The organism is Streptomyces sp. WMMB303, from assembly GCF_029351045.1.
Classification (GTDB): domain Bacteria; phylum Actinomycetota; class Actinomycetes; order Streptomycetales; family Streptomycetaceae; genus Streptomyces.
On record NZ_JARKIN010000001.1, the window covers coordinates 3,805,385 to 3,822,759 of the forward strand.

Below are 17,375 nucleotides of genomic sequence, written 5' to 3' on the forward strand. Positions count from 1 at the left end.
CCCGCGGTCCCGCTGGGCTGTCCACCGGCGCCGCGGCGGGCGGTCCCCGACGCAGGCCGTGGCCTCGGGCTCGGACGCGACGGGCGTTGGCTCGGGACGGAATCGGAGAACGGCCCCGGCACCCCGGCCCCCGGCCGGAGACACGCTGCGCCACCGGCATGCCACCCGGCGGGCACACCGTGCGGGCGGCGGCGGCAGCGGGTTCACTCCTTATGGGGGGAGGACAATCGCCGATCCGGCAGGGCGGAGGCTGAGTCATCCATGACGGACACCATCGCAGTGGGCTTCGACGGGTCCGCGGAGAGCCAGGCAGCGATCGACTGGGCCGCACTGGAGGCCGAGCGGCAGGGCGTGGGGCTCCGCCTGGTCCACGTGTGGCGCTGGCAGCCGCACGCGTCGGCCGCCGACCCGGACAAGGAGCACGAGTGGATCGCGCGGGTGCCGCGGGAGGCGGCGCAGCGGCTCGCCGAGCACCACCCCGGGCTGCGGGTGGAGCAGTTGAGCGTGCCGGGGGTGGCAGCTGACGTGCTGGTCGAGCTGACGGAGGACTCGCGGCTGCTCGTGCTCGGCTCCCGGGCCCTGGGCAGGGCGAGCGGCTTCCTGCTGGGCTCGGTCGGGCAGGAGGTCACCGCCCGGGCCGAGTGTCCAGTCGTGATGGTGCGCGCGTCCTTCCAGGACGAGGAGGTACGGGAGAGCCGGACACCGCGGGAGGGCCCGCCCGGGGGGCCGGTCGTGGTCGGGCTGGATCTGGTCAAGCCCAGCCGGGCGATCCTGCAGTTCGCCTTCGAGGCCGCGGCCCTGCGGGGTACGGGCTTGCGCGCGGTCCACGTGTGGAAGCTGCCCGCGGTCTTCACCTACGGTCCCCGGATGATCGACCAGCATCAGCGCTCGGAGCTGGGCCGGCGGGAGCATCAGCTGCTCTCGACCGCGATGCTCCCGTGGCGGGAGGAGTATCCGCAGGTCACGGTGGACGAGCAGGCGGCGCCGGGGAACGCGTCGCGGCATCTGATCGAGCGGGCCGACGACGCGTCGCTGCTGGTGGTCGGGCGACGTGTGCAGCGGCCCGCGCTCGGCACCCGGCTGGGCCCGGTCACCCAGGCCGCCCTGCACCATGCCACTCCGCCGGTGGCGGTGGTCCCGCACATCTGAGGGGGCGTACGCGGAGTACCCGGTGCGGCGCCGTCGGCCCCGGCCGGAGCCACGGAGCCTGATGGCCGGGGGCCGCCCCGCGGGACGGCCCCCGGCGGTCCGGGGCGGTACCGCTCGCCGGCCCGGGCCGCGCTCAGCCCCGCTCGCCCGCCCGGCGGCGCAGGACCACCAGGTTGGCGGTGAGCGTCGCGGCGACGGCCAGCCCCATGCCGAACACGGCGCCGCCCATCCCGAACACCGGCGGACTGAGACCCAGCCCCAGCACCACCAGCGCACCTGCCACCACCAAGAGGGGGTGCCCGACCGCTCCGGTCCCGGTCATCCGGTGCAGCACCCCCAGCACGAGCAGCACGATCACCACCGGTACGGCGACCGCGAGCCCCGCGGCCTGCTCGGCCAGGTGCGCGTGGTGCTCGGTCGTGTCCAAGGCGGCCTCCAGGCCGCCGCCCACCGCTGCCAGCGCCGCGAAGACCACATAGTGGCCGTATCCCCACACCAGCGCGGTGCGCAGCGTGGCCAGTTCGGCGTCGCTGCCGGCGAAGTAGATCCACCACAGGGTGAAGACCAGCAGCAGCCCGCCGAGGGCGATGAGCAGCACGGTGGCGGACAGACCCTGGTCGGTGACGGCCGACTGTACGGCGGTGAGACTGGCGAGGATGACCTCGCCGAGCACGATGATGGTGAACAGTCCGTACCGTTCGGCGATGTGCCCGGGGTGCCAGGTGGTTGCCCCGCCCCGGGACTCGGCCCAGGCAGGTACGGCCAGCTCGGCCACCACCAGCAGGACGAAAGTGGTCGGTGCCCATACGCCCGTGGCCCACAGCCGGGCGATCCAGCCGCACTGCACCACGGCGACACCCGCCGCGTACCGCAGCGCGCTCCGGCGCCCGTCGGGGTGCTCGGCGGCGGCCCGGAGCCACTGGGCGATCATCGCGAGGCGCATCAGCACGTAGCCGACCACCACGATCGCGAAATCGCCGTCCCGGAACGCCTCGGGCACCCCGGCGGCCAGCACCAGGGCGCCCGCCATCTGCAGCAGTGTCAGCAGCCGGTAGGGCACGTCGTCGGTGTCGAAGGCGGAGGCGAACCAGGTGAAATTCATCCACGCCCACCAGATCGCGAAGAACACGGCGGCGTATCCGGCGAGCCCGGACCCCAGATGCCCCTCGGCCCAGGCGTGGTGGAGCTGGGCGGCGGCCTGGGCGACCGCCACCACGAAGGTCAGGTCGAACAAGAGCTCCAGAGGTGTGGCGGCACGGTGCTCCTCACCGGGGTCCCGTCCGCGCATCACCCGCCGCCGGGTCCCGGTCCGCTCCTCGAGGTTCCCCTCTGCGCTCATTCCCGCTTCACCGCCCGGTGCTCGTCCGCCGCCCGCGGCCGGCCGCCGCGGGGGACCACGGCAGATCCAACCGGAGGAGTCCGGGCCGGGGCTCCGCGACGCACCGGTTGGCCGGAACCCGCACGGTCGGCCGCCTGGTTTCCCCGAACCCGCCGAGCCCGCGGGAACCGAGCGCCAGTGGTACGGCGTCCTCGGCAGCGACCGTCGGCGGCCCGGCGTCGGGCGCTCCCTCGTGCAGCTCGGCGGCCGCCGACAGCGGGAGGGGCCCATGGGCCGAGGCCCTGCGACCCGGGCGGTGGGAAACGAAGGCGCGGGTCACGAGCATCCCCGCGGGAGAACACTGCGGCACCCGAATCGATGTTCCCCCGATAACAGGATGAACCTGTCCGGATAACGGTCACATCACGCGCCCAGGCACTTTGGTTAGTTACTCGCCGTTATGTGATTTACATCACGTGTGAATCCGCAATGAACATGCTAGAACAACGCAATCCCGTATCCGGCTCCACCCCATGCCGGCTCTGCGGACTACCGGTATCAACTGCAACAACCTGGGCGATCGCGGTTCGTGTCCGCGGACCGATTCCCTCCCCTCGCCGATCGGACGACGGCGTTCTGCTCCATGTCCGCTCACCGCGGCGCAGTCTCCCATGCGTCGGCCCGCCCTACAGGTGGTAACCACTGTGTCACTCGATTCCATAACTGACTCCATTGACAAGGCTGTAAGCGACTTCGTCGAACCCATCGCCACCAAACTGGGTGAGATCGTCTTCTACTCCGTCCCCGTCGGCGGAACGGAACTCCCCCTCATCGTCACCTGGCTCGTCGTGGCCGGCCTCGTCTTCTCCGCCTGGTTCGGGCTCGTCCAGATCCGCAAGTTCCGGCTCGCGGTGGACGTGGTGAGAGGCAAGTACGACGAGAAGGGGTCGGACGGCGAGGTCAACCACTTCCAGGCGCTGACAGCAGCAGTGTCCGGCACCGTCGGCCTCGGCAACATCGCCGGTGTCGCCGTCGCCGTCTCCATCGGCGGTCCCGGCGCCACCTTCTGGATGGTCCTCTGCGGCCTGCTGGGCATGGCCACGAAGTTCGTCGAGGTCACCCTCGGCGTGAAGTACCGCGAGGTGCACGCGGACGGCACCGTCTCCGGCGGTCCGATGCACTACCTGCCCAAGGGGCTCACCGAGCGCTTCGGACGCAACGGCAAGATCCTCGGCCGGGTGCTGGCGGTCCTGGCCTCGGCCATGATCCTCTTCTTCGGCCTCTTCGGCGGCAACCTCTTCCAGGTCAACCAGAGCTACGCACAGCTCGTCTCCGTCGCGGGCGGCGAGGACGGCGCGCTGGGCTCCTCCGCCGGTGCCCTGTTCTTCGGTCTCCTGATCGCCGCGGTCGTCGGCATCGTGCTGCTCGGCGGCATCCGCTCCATCGCCACCGTCACCAGCCGGCTGGTTCCGTCCATGGCGGCGATGTACATCGTCGCGTGCCTGATCGTCATCCTGGCCAACATCACCGCTGTCCCGGACGCGATCGGCTCGATCTTCGAGGGCGCCTTCAACCCGGAGGGTGTCGCCGGCGGTATCCTCGGCGCACTGATCATCGGCTTCAAGCGGGCCGCCTTCTCCAACGAGGCCGGCCTGGGCTCCGCGCCGATCGCGCACTCCGCGGTGAAGACCAAGCACCCCGCCAGCGAGGGCCTGGTCGCCCTGCTGGAGCCCTTCATCGACACCGTGGTCGTGTGCACCATGACGGCCCTCACCATCGTCATCGCCAGCCCCGACAGCTGGGCCAAGGCCCGCACGGACGAGTCCATCGGCGGCGTCACCATCACCTCCGACGCCTTCGAGACCGTGCTGCCCTGGTTCCCGTACATCCTGACCATCGCGGTCATGCTGTTCGCCGTCTCGACCGTGCTGACGTGGGGCTACTACTGCCTCAAGGCGTGGACCTACCTCTTCGGCCGCAGCAAGGTCAGTGAGCTGACCTTCAAGGTCGTCTACACGCTGTTCGCCGTCGCGGGCGCCCTGCTCACCCTGCAGACGCTGATCGACCTGGCGGACGCCGTTCTCTTCTCGCTGGCCGTCATCAACATCATCGGCCTGTACCTGCTCGCCCCGATGGTCAAGCGCGAGCTGAACTCCTTCCTGGAGTACATCCGCAACCGCAAGGCCGGCGCACCGGACAGCTCCGGCGGCGCCGACGAGGACAAGAACCCGGCCACCACGACCGTCTGACGGTCGCACCGGCCCGGTACGGAAGGGGTCCGGGTACGCCGCGGCGCGGCGTACCCGGACCCCTTCCGCATGTCTGCTCGCGGCGTTGCCCGGCCCGGTGTCCGACGGAGTGCCCCACCGGACTGCCAAGGCCCGGGGCAGCCATGCCGACGACCGGCGCATCATGCTCCACGCCCTCTCGGGCCCCGCGGGGCTGCTGCTGACTTCTCCCCTGCGCCCACTGCTACGATGATCCTCATGTTCCTCCTCTTGGCATAGGCACGCCCAGGTCCGCGACCCGCACACCGTGCTCGCGGCACTTCGGCGTCCCTCCCCCCCCGCCTCGACCGAGGAACATTCCATGTCTGCGCCTGCTCAAGGGCGGCCTTCGTACGCTGCCGTGCTGCGCCTTCCGTACGCCCGACGCACCTTCGGCGCCGCCCTGCTGGCCCGGCTCTCCTACGGAATGCTCGCTCTCTCCGTGCTGCTGGCGGTGACCCGGGCCACCAACTCGTATGCCGTCGCGGGCACGATCACGGCGCTGTTCGGCGCCACCGGTGTCTTCCTGTCCCCGGTTCGGGCAGCCCTGGTCGACCGGCACGGCCCACGCCGCGCGCTGCTGCCGATGGCCCTGCTCCACGCGGGTCTCCTGGGCGCCTTCGCGGCGGCCTCCTGGCGGCCTGGCGCCCCCGCCGTTCTGCTGGGCGCCATCGCCGCAGCCGCGGGCGCCGCGACGCCTCCGCTCGGCCCCTCGATGCGGGCCGTCTGGCGTGAACTCACCGACGAACCGGCGCTGTTGCAGCGCGCGTTCAGCCTGGACGGCGTCGCGGAGGAGGTGCTGCTCGTGTCCGGACCGCTGCTGGTCGGCGCGACCGCTGCTGGTCGGCGCGCTGGTGCAGATCGCTCCCCCGGCGGCCGGAATCGTGGGGAGCGCGCTGCTCGTAGGGGGGGCGGGACCTTCGCATTCGTCATGTCGCCGGCCGTGCGGGACGTACGGCCGACTGCCGTTACTGAAGGAGCGGCACGCTCCGGGACACGGCTGCAGGGGGCGCGGGCGCTGCTGACGCCGGTCGTGGTGGCGGCCGGGGCCGGGGCTGTCCCTCGGCGCCGTGGATCTGCTGGTCCTCGCGTTCGTGACGGAGCGGCAGCACGGTGACGACATGGTCGCCTGGGTACTCGCGGCCCTCTCGGCGGGCAGCACGGTCGGCGGGCTCCTGAACGGTGCCGTCAACTGGCAGGCCGGGGCCCGGGTACGACTGCCGCGGCTGGCAGTCGTACCCGGTCTCGCCCTGGCCGCCGCGGGGCTCGCACCGGGCGTGGGGACTTTGACCGTCGCGGTGGCGTGTGCGGGAATCTTCGTGGCTCCGGCGCTCACCACGGCGTATCTGCTGGCCGACGAGGTGGCACCGCGGGAGCGCCGAACGCGGGCAGGCGCCTGGGTCAACACGGCGGTGAACGCGGGCATTTCCGGCGGCACGGCGACGGCCGGTCTGCTGGCAGCACGGCTGCCCCTCGGCACGTGCTTCGCGCTCTCGGGCGGCGTAACGGTGTTCGCGGCCATGGCCTGCGCCGTGCGGAAGCCGAAGACGGCAGGGCCGCCCCTCGGTTGAGCACGTCCCATCAGCCAAGAACGTGCCTTCAGCGATGCATCTCCTGCGCCCTGAGCAGTGTTTCCCCCACCCCCGAGCCGTGCCGGTGGCCGAGCCGCACGCTCGGCGACCTCTCGGCGACCGGGCAGCCGTCCTGCCCGGCGGTGACCGCGCCCCGCCCCCCCCGGGTGGAGCACCACCGGAGGCGGTGGCTTCGGCGGCAGTCGGACCCGTGCAGTCCCGGGACTCAGGTACGCCCTTCGCGCTCCTGCGCCGCCTCCAGTGCCGCCGGCGCAGGCATCCAATCGGCGAGGCGTACCTGGAAGCCCGCCCTCCGGTAGGCGGCGACCACCTGCTCGTCGTCGTCGACCACCAGGGCCACCGTGCGCTCCCGGGCCAGCCGGCACAGCAGTTCGGGCTTGACGACCCGGCCCGGGCGGCGGTCGTCCCGCGCGCGCATCAGGAGCCGCCCGGCCGGGAGCCCGTGCTGCCGCAGCCACCGCACGGAGTCCGTCCGGCAGCGTTCCGGGCGCCCGGTGAGGTAGACCAGTTCGCACCGCCCGGCCGTCTCCAGGGCCAGGGCCACCCCCTTCTCCAGCGGCGGATCGTCCGCGGCGGCGCGGAAGAACGCGTCCCAGTCCCGCGGCCGCCGCTGCAGGAAGGGCAACCGGTGCCGGACATCGGCCAGCGTCCCGTCCAGATCGAACACCGCCAACGGCGCACGCACAACCATCGCCACCTCACTCCCGTCACGCACATTCTGGCGTATCCGGCCGTGGCAGCCGAGCCGCGCCGGTCCGGCCGGCGACCGGCACGGAGGCGGACGCTCCGACCCTCATCCGGATGCCGCCGCGGCTCCCCCACAGGAGCGAGCGGCCGCATCTGATGTGCGCTTTTCGGGTGCCCTGGTCGGCGGATGCGGCAGCAGTGGGGTACCGACCAAGGGGCCGAGAGGTCTCTGTAGCGCGCGGCCGGACACCGGTGCGGCAACCGCAGGGGGCCCGTGCCGGGTCGCCTGAGCGCCGCGGGATGGAAAGGAGTGGAAGCCGTTGACGGTGGGAGGAGCCTCGGCCTGGCTGCTGTCGGCAGGCCTGCCCTTGATCCTCCTGGCGCTGAGCCTGCCGGTGTGGCACTGGCGCTGGCCGCGGGCGCCGGTGCTGCTGCGCGAGGCGGCGCTCGTCTCCACGGTCTTCCTGATCTGGCAGATCCCGGCCCGCATGTCGGCGGGGAACCTGGAGCCGGCTCTCGACCGGGCACGGTGGATCTACCGCTGGGAGCAGCGCCTGCGCCTGCCGGACGAGGTGGACTGGCAGCAGGCCGTGCTGCCCCACCCGTGGCTGGTACAGGCGGCCAACTTCTACTACGCGGTGATGCACTTCGGGGCGATGGCGGCGCTGCTGGTCTGGCTGTTCTGGCGGCACCGGGACTCCTACGGCCGGGTGCGCACCTACGTCGTCCTGGTCACGGTGGTCTCCCTGCTGATCCAGCTCGTCGCGGTGGCGCCGCCACGGCTGCTGACGCGGCTCGGTTTCGCGGACACGGCCGAGCGCTACGGGCAGTCGGTCTACGGCAGCGGGCCGGGAAGTGTGGTGGCCGACGAGCTGTCGGCCGTCCCGTCCGTGCACGTGGCCTGGGCGGTCCTCGTCGCCGCTGTCGTCATCCGGTTGGGCCACCGGCGATGGCGGTGGCTGGTGGTCGCCCACCCGCTGCTGACCCTTGCCGTGATCGTGGTGACCGCCAACCACTTCTGGCTCGACGCCGCGGCCGCCGTCGCCGTACTGGCGGTGTGCGCGCTGCTGCAGTGGTCCGTGCGGGCCTGCGCGCACCGGATCGGCAGGGCAGTCCGGCGCACTCCCGTCTCGGCGGACAGCCCGGCGTGCGGAAACGGGGACCCGTCCGGACCGCCGGAGGGATCGGACGGGTCGAGAAACACCGAGGGAGGGAACCGCGCGTCCCGGGGCCCGCACCCGCGGGGGTGACGGCGGCCCCGCGTGCGGGCGACGATCCGGGCGCCGCCGGTGCGTCCTCTTCGTCCTGGACCGAGGCGGCCCTAGGCTGCGCGGGCCGACAGTTCCGGCGCTGCCCAGCCTGCCGGGACTGTCGGTCTCCGACCGCGGTGGCGGCTCTCAGCGCAGTTCGCTGAAGCGTTCGGTCGCCCGGGTGCGTCCGGCCACGATGAGGGTGTCGTCCGCCTGTACCACCGTGTCGGGAGTGGCGTAGCTGAAGCCTTCGCCGGGCCGCTTGATGGCCACGACGGTGATCCCGTAGCGGGTGCGGACGGCGCTGCTGGACAGCGGGATGTCGAGGACGTCGGGCGGCGGGGTGGTCTTGACCATGGCGAAGTCGTCCTCGAATTCGATGTAGTCGAGCATGCCGCCGCGGACGAGGTGCGCGACACGCTGCCCCATGTCGTGCTCGGGGAAGACGACGTGCTGGACACCGAGCTGGGTGAGGATGCGGCCGTGGGCTTCGCTGGTGGCCTTCGCCCACACGTTCTCGATCCCGAAGGAGATCAGCAGCGAGGCGGTGAGGATGCTGGCCTCCAGGTCGGTGCCGATGGCGACGACGGCGCGGTCGAACTCGTGGACCGCGAGCTGCCGCAGGGCGTCCTCCTTCGTGGAGTCGGCGCGCACGGTGTGGGTGAGCGAGCCGGAGAGGGACTGGACGACCTCGGGGTTCTCGTCGATACCCAGGACCTCGGTGTCCTCGTCCACGAGTTCGAGTGCCAGGGACCGGCCGAACCTGCCGAGCCCGATGACCACCACGGAGTCGCGGTGGGAGCCGCGGCGGTTCCGGTTGCTGCGCTTCCTAGCCAATGACAGGTCGCTCCTCGGGAAGGTCGTACATACGGACGCGCAGCCGCAGGGCCAGCGCGGAGGCGACGGTGATGGGACCGAGCCGCCCGATGAACATCAGTACCGTCAGCAGGACCTGTTCACCCCCGGGCAGTCCGGAGGTGATGCCGGTCGAGAGTCCGACGGTGGCGAAGGCCGAGGTCACCTCGAACAGCGACTGGTCCAGGCTGAAGTCGGTGAAGACCATGAAGACCAGCGTCGAGGTCGCGACGGCGGCCACCGAGAGCAGCACCACCGTCAGGGCCTGCCGCTGGAGGTCGCCGGGCAGCCGGCGGCGGAAGATGTCGACCGCGCCCTCGCCGCGGATCTCCGCGTAGAGCACGAAGAACAGTACGGCGAAGGTGGTGACCTTGATGCCTCCGGCGGTACCGGCGCTGGCGCCGCCGATGAACATCAGGACATCGGTGCCCAGCCAGGTGGCCGGGCTCAGCGCACCGGTGTCGACGCTGTTGAAGCCCGCGGTGCGCGGCATGACGCCCTGGACGAATCCGGCCAGCAGCTTCCCCCGCACGTCCAGCGGGCCCAGCGTCGCCGGGTTGTCCCATTCCAGAGCGGTGACGAAGGCGCTGCCGCCGACCAGGAAGACCGCCGAGGCCCCGAGCACGATCTTGGTGTGCAGGGACCAGGTGCGCGGTCTGCGGAATCTGCGGCGCAACTCGAACAGCACCGGGAAGCCGAGGCCCCCGGCGATCACCGCGGCCGACAGCGGCAGGCAGATCCACGGGTCGGTGACGAAACCCATCAGGCTGTCGGAGTAGAGCGCGAAGCCCGCGTTGTTGAACGCCGAGACGGCGTGGAATACGCCCAGCCACACCGCGCGCGGCAGGGACTCGTCGTAGGCGGTGGCGAACCGCCCGGCCAGGATCGCCGCGGTGACCGCCTCCAGCAGCAGGCTGACCTTCACCACGCGGACGACGACCGTGCGCACGTCGCTCAGGCCCAGGGTCTTGGTCTCGGTCGCGGCGGTGAGCCGGGCCCGCAGCCCCATCCGGTGGGAGACCAGCAGCACCAGCCAGGAGGCGAACGTCATGATCCCGAAGCCGCCGACCTGGATCAGCGCGAGGATCACCGCCTGCCCGAACCCGCTCCAGTAGCCGGGGGTGTCGACCACGACCAGCCCCGTCACACACACCGCCGAGGTGGAGGTGAACAGCGCCTCCAGCCCGGTGGCCGAGCCTGTCCCGGCCTTGGCCACCGGAAGCATCAGCAAACCGGTCCCGATGCCGATCGCCATGGCGAAGCCGACCACGACCATCTGGGCGGGGTGCCGCACGCGGGGCCGCCACCGGGTCACCACAGCACGCCCTCCGCCCCGCACACACATCCGACGTTTGTTCGCACCGGGAGACGATAAGCAATCGCGCCGCGGTCCTGGGAACCGGTACCCCCGATGGCCGCGCGGACCTGCCCCGCGGGCCGGGAACCACCCGGACGTCGCCACCGCACCGGCCGCAGCACGGCCGAGGCCGCAGCCTCGTCGGCTGCGGCCTCGGCTTCCGGTACCCGGCACCTGCGGCGCCGGTCACCGGGGTGCTACTTCTTGGCGCCTTCGGACGTGCTCTTGGCGGAGGACTCGACCGCGTCGGAGAGCGTGCCGTGCTCCAGGCTGTCCTCGATCGCGGCCACGGTCTGGTCGATCAGCTCCTCCTGCTGCTTCTGCTCCTTGGCCCGCAGGTACGCCTGGCGCTCCTGGTGGAAGGACTTCAGCGTGGCGATGCACATGCCGATCATCACGATGCTGAACGGCAGCGCGATGACGATCGCCGCTGTCTTCAAGGTGTTCAGCGACGCGGCTCCGGCACCGAGATCGGAGGCCAGCAGCAGCGCGATGGCGACGGCACCCTCGGCGAGCGCCCAGAACACCCGGCTCCAGACCGGCGGGTTGGGGTCGCCGCCGGAGGCCAGCATGTCGACCACGTACGAGCCGGAGTCCGAGGAGGTGACGAAGAACAGCACGATCAGCAGGATCGACACACCGGCGACGAACTTGCCACCGGGCAGCGTGTCGAGCATCTCGAACAGCGCGTTGTTGGTGCTGATCGCGCCGTCGTGGACGTAGTCGTGCTTGTCGTTCATCTGCTGGAAGAGGCCGGTGCCGCCGAAGATGGCGAACCAGACGAAGGTCAGCAGAGTGGGGACGAGCAGCACGCCGCAGACGAACTGGCGCACCGTGCGGCCGCGGGAGATGCGGGCGATGAAGATGCCGACGAACGGCGCCCAGGAGATCCACCAGCCCCAGTAGAAGACGGTCCAGCCGTTGACCCAGCTGGTGCCCTCCTTGCCGTGGGCGGCGCCGGTGTCGAAGCTGAGCTGCAGCACGTTCTGCAGGTACCCGCCGACGTCCTGCGCCAGCCCGTTGAGCAGGAACACCGTCGGCCCGGCGATCAGCACGAAGAGCATGATGATGGCTGCCACGCCCATGTTGATGTTGGACAGCCACTTGATGCCCTTGCCGATGCCGGTGACCACCGACACGGTGGCGATGCCGGTGATGCAGGAGATCAGGACGACCAGCAGCAGCTTGCTGTTCGGATCGTCCACCCAGCCGAGGAAGTTCATTCCGCTGGCGACCTGCATGACGCCGAAGCCGAGCGAGGTCGCCACACCGAAGAGGGTGCCCACGACCGCGACCGTGTCGATGACGTTGCCCAGGAAGCCGTTCACCCTGTTGCCGAGGATCGGCTCCAGCGCCCAGCGGATGGAGACCGGACGCCCCTTGCGGTGCACGGAGTAGGCGACGGCCAGCCCGACGACCACGTAGATCGCCCAGGGGTGGATGCCCCAGTGCAGGAACGTCTGCACCATGGCGAACTGCTCGCGGGCGGCCGCTCCCTCGCCGATGCCCGGCCGGGGCGCGTGGAAGAAGTTCAGCGGCTCGGCGACGCCCCAGAAGACCAGACCGATGCCCATGCCTGCGGCGAACAGCATGGCGAACCAGGAGAGCGTACTGAACTCCGGCTTCTCATGGTCCTTACCGAGCTTGATGTCCCCGTAGCGCCCGATCCCGATCCAGATGACGAAGATCACGAAGAGCGAGACCAGAGCCATGTAGAACCAGCTCAGGTTGCCGACGATCCCGTCCTGAATATTCTGCACCTGCTCAGCGGCCGTGTCCTGGCCGATGACGGCATAGAGCACGAAGAGCAGGATGACGGCGGCCGAGGGGTAGAAGACCCACGGCGCGATCGAGCCATCTCTCGGTGGCGCCGGAGGCTTCGCCTCCGGCTCTTGGTCAGATGTTCTGGCCGTTGTCTGCGCAGCCACGCGTTCATCCTTTGCGGTCAGGTTCATAGGCCACCAGGTCGAAGGGAGTCTCCGGCCTGTCGCGGCAGCTGCCCCAAAACCTTCATGTCATTCATTACGAAAGGATTACTGTCAACAGCCAAAACGGAACGAGAGGTTCATCACAGCGCTTACGAGTCGAACCATGCCGTCTGACCAGCACTTCTTTCTGCAGGACGGCGAGCAGGGGGCAAACCGGCTGACCCACTCGCGCCCGAAATCCCGAACCGGCACACACGGCGGCGAGTAACGGATCAGCCACACACGGCCCTGTGCAGATGGCGCGGACGGCTCGGTGCACGGCGGACGGTTGCGGCCCCGCCCCCGCGGAAGCGCGGCGCGCTCCGGCGCAGCACCGTGCACAGCCGCTCCCCCGAGACCCGGGCTCACGTGTCATCCCCGCACATCTGGGAACTCCCGCACCAGTAGCCACCCGTACTCAGCACAGCGTGGCCCGGCCGGGCCGGGTCAGCGGGACGGATCCACCATGACCAGCGGATACACGGGTCCCGGGGATTTCGGCCGGGACCCGTTCGAGGAGTTCATCGCGCACTTCCTGCGCGGAGCCCGGCCCGGGAACGGCGGACAGTTCAGCGATCCCCGCTACTACGACTTCCTCCGGTTGATGAGCGAGCCCGCACGGCAGCTCGTCTCCGACGCGGCCTCCTACGCCGCCGAGCACGGCAGCGAGGATCTGGACACCGAGCATCTGCTGCGGGCGGCCCTCGCCGCCGAACCCACCCGCAGCATGGTCTCCCGGGCCGGAGCCGACCCCGACGCGCTCGTCGCCGAGATCGACCGCGAGGTCGGGACCGGGCAGCCCCGCAACTCGCTGTCCGTCAGCCCCGCGGTCAAGCGGGCGCTGATGGACGCGCACGAGATCGCACGCGCCCGCGGCGCCTCCTACATCGGCGCCGAGCACGTACTGGTCGCGCTCGCCGCAAACCGCGACTCCACCGCCGGCCAGATCCTCAACTCGGCCCACTTCGACCCACGTTCGGCCGCCTCGGGCAGCGGCTCCGGAGCCGGGCAGGGCGGCGGAGCGGAGGCACCGGCGCGCGGCGGTACGGAGACGCGCCCCAGCAACACCCCCAAGCTGGACAAGTTCAGCCGCGACCTGACCGACCTGGCCCGCGAGGGCCGGATCGACCCGGTCATCGGCCGGGACGAGCAGATCGAGCAGACCGTGGAGGTCCTCGCCCGGCGGGGCAAGAACAATCCGGTGCTGATCGGAGAGGCAGGTGTCGGGAAGACGGCCATCGTGGAGGGCCTGGCCCAGCGCATCGCCGACGGCGACGTACCCGACAACCTGCTGGGCCGACGGGTCGTCCAGCTCGACTTCGGCAGCGTCGTCGCGGGCACCCGCTACCGGGGCGACTTCGAGGAGCGGCTCACCGGCATCATCGACGAGATCCGCGCCCACACCGAGGAACTCATCGTCTTCATCGACGAGCTGCACACCGTGGTCGGGGCCGGAGGCGGCGGGGAGAGCGGGTCGATGGACGCGAGCAACATGCTCAAACCGCCGCTCTCCCGCGGCGAACTCCACGTCATCGGCGCCACGACCCTGGAGGAGCACCGGCGGTACATCGAGAAGGACGCGGCGCTGGCCCGGCGCTTCCAGCCGGTCCTGGTCCCCGAGCCCACCGCGGCGGACGCCGTCGAGATCCTGCGCGGCCTTCGGGACCGCTACGAGGCCCACCATCAGGTGCGCTACACCGACGAGGCACTCGTGGCCGCGGTGGAGCTGTCCGACCGCTATCTGACCGGGCGCTTCCTGCCCGACAAAGCCATCGACCTGCTGGACCAGGCGGGCGCCCGGGTGCGGCTGCGTACCGCGACCCGCGGCACGGACGTGCGGGCGCTGGAGCGCGAGGCGGAACAGGTGCGCCGCGACAAGGACCAGGCGGTGGCCGCGGAGGACTACGAGCGGGCCACGCAGCTGCGGGACCGGCTCGCGGAACTGGAGGAGGCGATCGGCCGCGACGGGCACAAGCAGGAGACCCGCTCCGGCCACCGGATCGTGGAGGTCACGGTCGAGGACATCGCCGACATCGTCTCGCAGCAGACCGGCATCCCCGTCAGCAACCTCACGCAGGAGGAGAAGGAGCGGCTGCTCGGGCTGGAGGAACGGCTGCAGCAGCGGGTCGTCGGGCAGGACGAGGCGGTCACGGTCGTCGCCGACGCCGTGCTGCGCTCGCGCTCCGGTCTCTCCAGCCCGGAACGGCCCATCGGCAGCTTCCTCTTCCTGGGACCCACCGGCGTCGGCAAGACGGAGCTGGCCCGGGCACTGGCGGAGGCGCTGTTCGGCTCGGACGAGAAGATGGTGCGGCTCGACATGAGCGAGTACCAGGAGCGGCACACCGTCAGCCGGCTCGTGGGCGCACCGCCCGGATACGTGGGACATGAGGAGGCCGGACAGCTCACCGAGACCGTGCGGCGCAATCCCTACTCGCTCCTGCTGCTGGACGAGGTGGAGAAGGCGCATCCGGACGTGTTCAACATGCTGCTGCAGGTCCTGGACGACGGGCGGCTCACCGACTCCCAGGGCCGCACGGTCGACTTCACCAACACCGTCATCGTGATGACCAGCAACCTCGGTTCGGAGGCCATCACGGGGCGCGGCGCGGTGCTGGGATTCGGTGGCGGCGAGGAGGCCGACGAAGGCGCCCGGCGGGAGCGGGTGCTGCGACCGCTGCGCGAGCACTTCCGCCCCGAGTTCCTCAACCGCATCGACGAGATCGTGGTCTTCCGGCAGCTCGACGACGCGCAGCTGCGGCAGATCACCGATCTGCTGCTGGAGGAGACCCGGCGCCGGGTGCACGCCCAGGACCTGGAGATCGAGTTCTCCCCCGCAGCCGTCGGGTGGCTGGCGCACCGGGGCTACCAGCCCGAGTACGGCGCCCGTCCGCTGCGTCGCACGATCCAGCGCGAGGTCGACAACCGGCTGTCCCGGATGCTGCTGGGCGGCGATCTGGCACCGCATTCCAGGCTGCTGGTCGATGTGGCGGACGGGCAGCTGGAGTTCCGCACCGAGGGTCGTGCGGACCTGGCCGGGGCACGCCCCTGAGGCGCGGCCCCCGCCCACCGCCGCGATAGGGGGCCGGGCACGGCGTCCGCCGTACTGACGGGGCGTCAGAGGCAGCGGGCCGCACCGGCTCCGTCTCGCCCGCCTGGAGCATGCCCGCCCGCAGGCGGGGCCGCTACGGGTTCGGCCGCGAGACGCGCGGGCATGTTCTCCCCGCCGGGCGCGGCAGCGCCGGTCACCGCAGCACGGTCGAGGAGCCACCGTTGGGAGACGTGACGTCGCAGAAGCGGAACCACGACCGCGTCCCGGAATCCGGATCGCACCCGCCCGGAGACGCCGAGTCGGCGCCGTGGGATGCGCCGGGCCACGGCGCCGAGGGCGGGAGCGGCCGCCCCGGGCCGGACGACGGGTACCGGCAGCGAGGGGAGCCGCGGGACGTCTGGTCGGTCGCCGCCGAGCTCGCCGCACCTTCGACGCGCACGGGGACGCGCAGGGCATGACGCGTGAGCAGCAGTGGACGCTGCAGGTGCTGAAGCTCGCGGAGGAGACGGGCGAGGCCGCCCAGGCGGTCATCGGCGTCCAGGGCACGAACCCGCGCAAGGGTCACAGCCATGCCTGGGAGGACGTCCAAGCGGAAGTGGCGGACGTGGTCATCACGGGTCTGGTCGCCCTGGCCCGGATGCGGCCGGAGGACGCGGCGGAATACCTCCAGCGGCAGCTCGCGCAGAAGGCGGCCCGGTTCCCGGACACCGGCCGGGCCGGCCGGGAGCCCTCTGCTGTGGAGAGCGGACGGGCGCAGCCCTCCGGCACCCGGCGGTCGACGGCGTAGCGGAAGGCGCCGGTGTCCGCGCTGACGAGGCAGTGACGGGCAGCCCCTTGTCGGGCACACCGGCGGTCTCAGGGCGCGGTCAGCGCGGTGAAGTCCTGTACGAAGCGGGTGAGGAGGCGGGCCAGGGCCGCGCGGTCCGGCTCCGGCCAGTCGCGCAGGGCCTCGGCCACGATGCTGCCGCGGAACTGTCTGACGCGGGCGAGCAGCGCCCACCCCTCGTCGGTGAGCACCAGGAGGGAGCGCCGCCCGTCCCGCTGGTCGGCCTCCCTGCGCAGCAGCCCGGCGTCCCGCGCCTGGGCGGCCAGCCGACTGGCACGCGGCTGGTCGACCCCGAGCACCGTGGCCGCCTCGGTGACGGTGAGCGAGCTGCCCGCCTCGCCCTCGGCCGCGACCGCGTCCACCAGTTCGACGACCGCGTCCGGCGGCCCGGCGTGCGGTCCCGTGCGTTCACCGCGCCGCTCCGCGAGCCGGGCCAGCGCACGCCGCTTCTGCACCCGGCGCAGCGCGGCCAGCGCGGACTCCAGGGCCGCGACCTCGGGTTCCGGGTTGTTCACGGCACGCTCCCGCCCAGCTCGTCACATGTCAAAATACATTCACATGTTATTTTACATGTATTACTCTCCTCAGGGGACGGAGACCGGCATGGACGCGACCAAGCCCATCGGATACTGGCTCAAGCACCTGCACGACCTGCTGGAGCGGCACTTCGACGCCACCCTCGCCGATCTGGACGTCGGCCGGCGGCACTGGCAGGTGCTGAACACGCTCAGTCGCGGCCCGGCCTCGCGCGAGGAAGTGATAAGCGCGCTCGCCCCGTTCCGGGAGGCGGGAGCGGTGGAACCGGCGGAGATTCTCGACGGCCCCGGGAACAGTCTCGCCGCCCGCGGATGGACAACCGCCGCGGGACGACACATCGGCCTCACCCCGGAGGGCCGCGCCGCGCATGCCCGGATCGCCGACCGGGTCGCCCGCAGCCGCCGCACCGTCCTGGGCGAACTCACCCCCGAGCAGTACACCGCGACAGTGCACACCCTCTCGGTCATGGCGGCGAACGTGGAGGCCGACCTCGCCTCCGGAGGGCGCCCGGCCTGAACGCC

15 protein-coding genes are annotated in these 17,375 nt (G+C 71.3%); 9 read left to right on the forward strand and 6 right to left on the reverse strand.

The genetic code is table 11. From position 1 onward, the window contains the following. Positions 1–261: 261 nt before the first annotated feature. Complete coding sequence (locus P2424_RS16940) at positions 262–1,149, forward strand: universal stress protein (protein ID WP_276476572.1); 888 nt, start codon at positions 262–264, stop codon at positions 1,147–1,149. Between the two features lie 133 nt (positions 1,150–1,282). On the opposite strand, the gene P2424_RS16945 is transcribed toward P2424_RS16940, so the two are convergent. Next, complete coding sequence (locus P2424_RS16945) at positions 1,283–2,488, reverse strand: low temperature requirement protein A (protein WP_276476573.1); 1,206 nt, start codon at positions 2,486–2,488, stop codon at positions 1,283–1,285. Between the two features lie 683 nt (positions 2,489–3,171). Between P2424_RS16945 and P2424_RS16950 the strand changes: the two genes are divergently transcribed. The 3 genes from P2424_RS16950 (at position 3,172) to P2424_RS31020 (ending at position 6,305) form a co-directional block, all read left to right on the forward strand. Continuing rightward, positions 3,172–4,716 (forward strand): alanine/glycine:cation symporter family protein, encoded by a 1,545-nt coding sequence (locus tag P2424_RS16950; protein ID WP_276476574.1) that lies wholly within the window; start codon positions 3,172–3,174, stop codon positions 4,714–4,716. A 340-nt stretch (positions 4,717–5,056) separates the two neighbouring features. Further along, positions 5,057–5,851, forward strand: coding sequence for an MFS transporter (locus tag P2424_RS31015; RefSeq protein ID WP_346660097.1), 795 nt, complete (start codon positions 5,057–5,059; stop codon positions 5,849–5,851). Continuing rightward, positions 5,805–6,305: an MFS transporter gene (locus tag P2424_RS31020; RefSeq protein WP_346660098.1), complete on the forward strand. Its 501-nt coding sequence runs from the start codon at positions 5,805–5,807 to the stop codon at positions 6,303–6,305. Before P2424_RS31015 ends, P2424_RS31020 begins: the two co-directional genes overlap by 47 nt. A gap of 226 nt (positions 6,306–6,531) precedes the next feature. Here P2424_RS31020 and P2424_RS16960 read toward each other — a convergent pair whose 3' ends face one another. Beyond that, a complete protein-coding gene (locus tag P2424_RS16960; protein WP_276476575.1) occupies positions 6,532–7,017 on the reverse strand; it encodes a hypothetical protein in 486 nt (161 codons plus the stop codon). Between the two features lie 322 nt (positions 7,018–7,339). On the opposite strand from P2424_RS16960, the gene P2424_RS16965 reads away from it, so the two are divergent. Continuing rightward, entirely contained in the window at positions 7,340–8,263 is a 924-nt protein-coding gene (locus P2424_RS16965; RefSeq protein ID WP_276479007.1) for a phosphatase PAP2 family protein, read from the forward strand. 147 nt (positions 8,264–8,410) lie between these two features. Here the strand turns inward: P2424_RS16965 and P2424_RS16970 are convergent, their stop codons facing one another. The 3 genes from P2424_RS16970 to P2424_RS16980 all read right to left on the reverse strand — a co-directional run bounded on the left by P2424_RS16970 (position 8,411) and on the right by P2424_RS16980 (position 12,403). Next, the gene (locus P2424_RS16970) at positions 8,411–9,100 is read right to left on the reverse strand and encodes a TrkA family potassium uptake protein (RefSeq protein WP_276476576.1); all 690 of its coding nucleotides are present in this window, start codon (positions 9,098–9,100) and stop codon (positions 8,411–8,413) included. After that, positions 9,093–10,436: a potassium transporter TrkG gene (locus P2424_RS16975; RefSeq protein ID WP_276476577.1), complete on the reverse strand. Its 1,344-nt coding sequence runs from the start codon at positions 10,434–10,436 to the stop codon at positions 9,093–9,095. The genes P2424_RS16970 and P2424_RS16975 overlap by 8 nt, the downstream gene beginning before the upstream one ends. A gap of 236 nt (positions 10,437–10,672) precedes the next feature. After that, a complete protein-coding gene (locus P2424_RS16980) occupies positions 10,673–12,403 on the reverse strand; it encodes a BCCT family transporter (protein WP_276476578.1) in 1,731 nt (576 codons plus the stop codon). A 505-nt stretch (positions 12,404–12,908) separates the two neighbouring features. Here P2424_RS16980 and P2424_RS16985 point away from each other — a divergent pair. The 3 genes from P2424_RS16985 (at position 12,909) to P2424_RS16995 (ending at position 16,278) form a co-directional block, all read left to right on the forward strand. After that, positions 12,909–15,491: an ATP-dependent Clp protease ATP-binding subunit gene (locus P2424_RS16985; protein WP_276476579.1), complete on the forward strand. Its 2,583-nt coding sequence runs from the start codon at positions 12,909–12,911 to the stop codon at positions 15,489–15,491. Positions 15,492–15,712: 221 nt separating this feature from the next. Continuing rightward, entirely contained in the window at positions 15,713–15,949 is a 237-nt protein-coding gene (locus tag P2424_RS16990) for a hypothetical protein (protein ID WP_276476580.1), read from the forward strand. Then, entirely contained in the window at positions 15,946–16,278 is a 333-nt protein-coding gene (locus tag P2424_RS16995; protein WP_276476581.1) for a MazG-like family protein, read from the forward strand. Before P2424_RS16990 ends, P2424_RS16995 begins: the two co-directional genes overlap by 4 nt. 68 nt (positions 16,279–16,346) lie before the next feature. Here P2424_RS16995 and P2424_RS17000 read toward each other — a convergent pair whose 3' ends face one another. Further along, positions 16,347–16,832: a MarR family transcriptional regulator gene (locus P2424_RS17000; protein WP_276476582.1), complete on the reverse strand. Its 486-nt coding sequence runs from the start codon at positions 16,830–16,832 to the stop codon at positions 16,347–16,349. Positions 16,833–16,920: 88 nt separating this feature from the next. Here P2424_RS17000 and P2424_RS17005 point away from each other — a divergent pair, with 88 nt between their 5' ends. Then, positions 16,921–17,370: a MarR family transcriptional regulator gene (locus P2424_RS17005; RefSeq protein ID WP_276476583.1), complete on the forward strand. Its 450-nt coding sequence runs from the start codon at positions 16,921–16,923 to the stop codon at positions 17,368–17,370. The last annotated feature ends 5 nt before the right edge of the window (positions 17,371–17,375 follow it).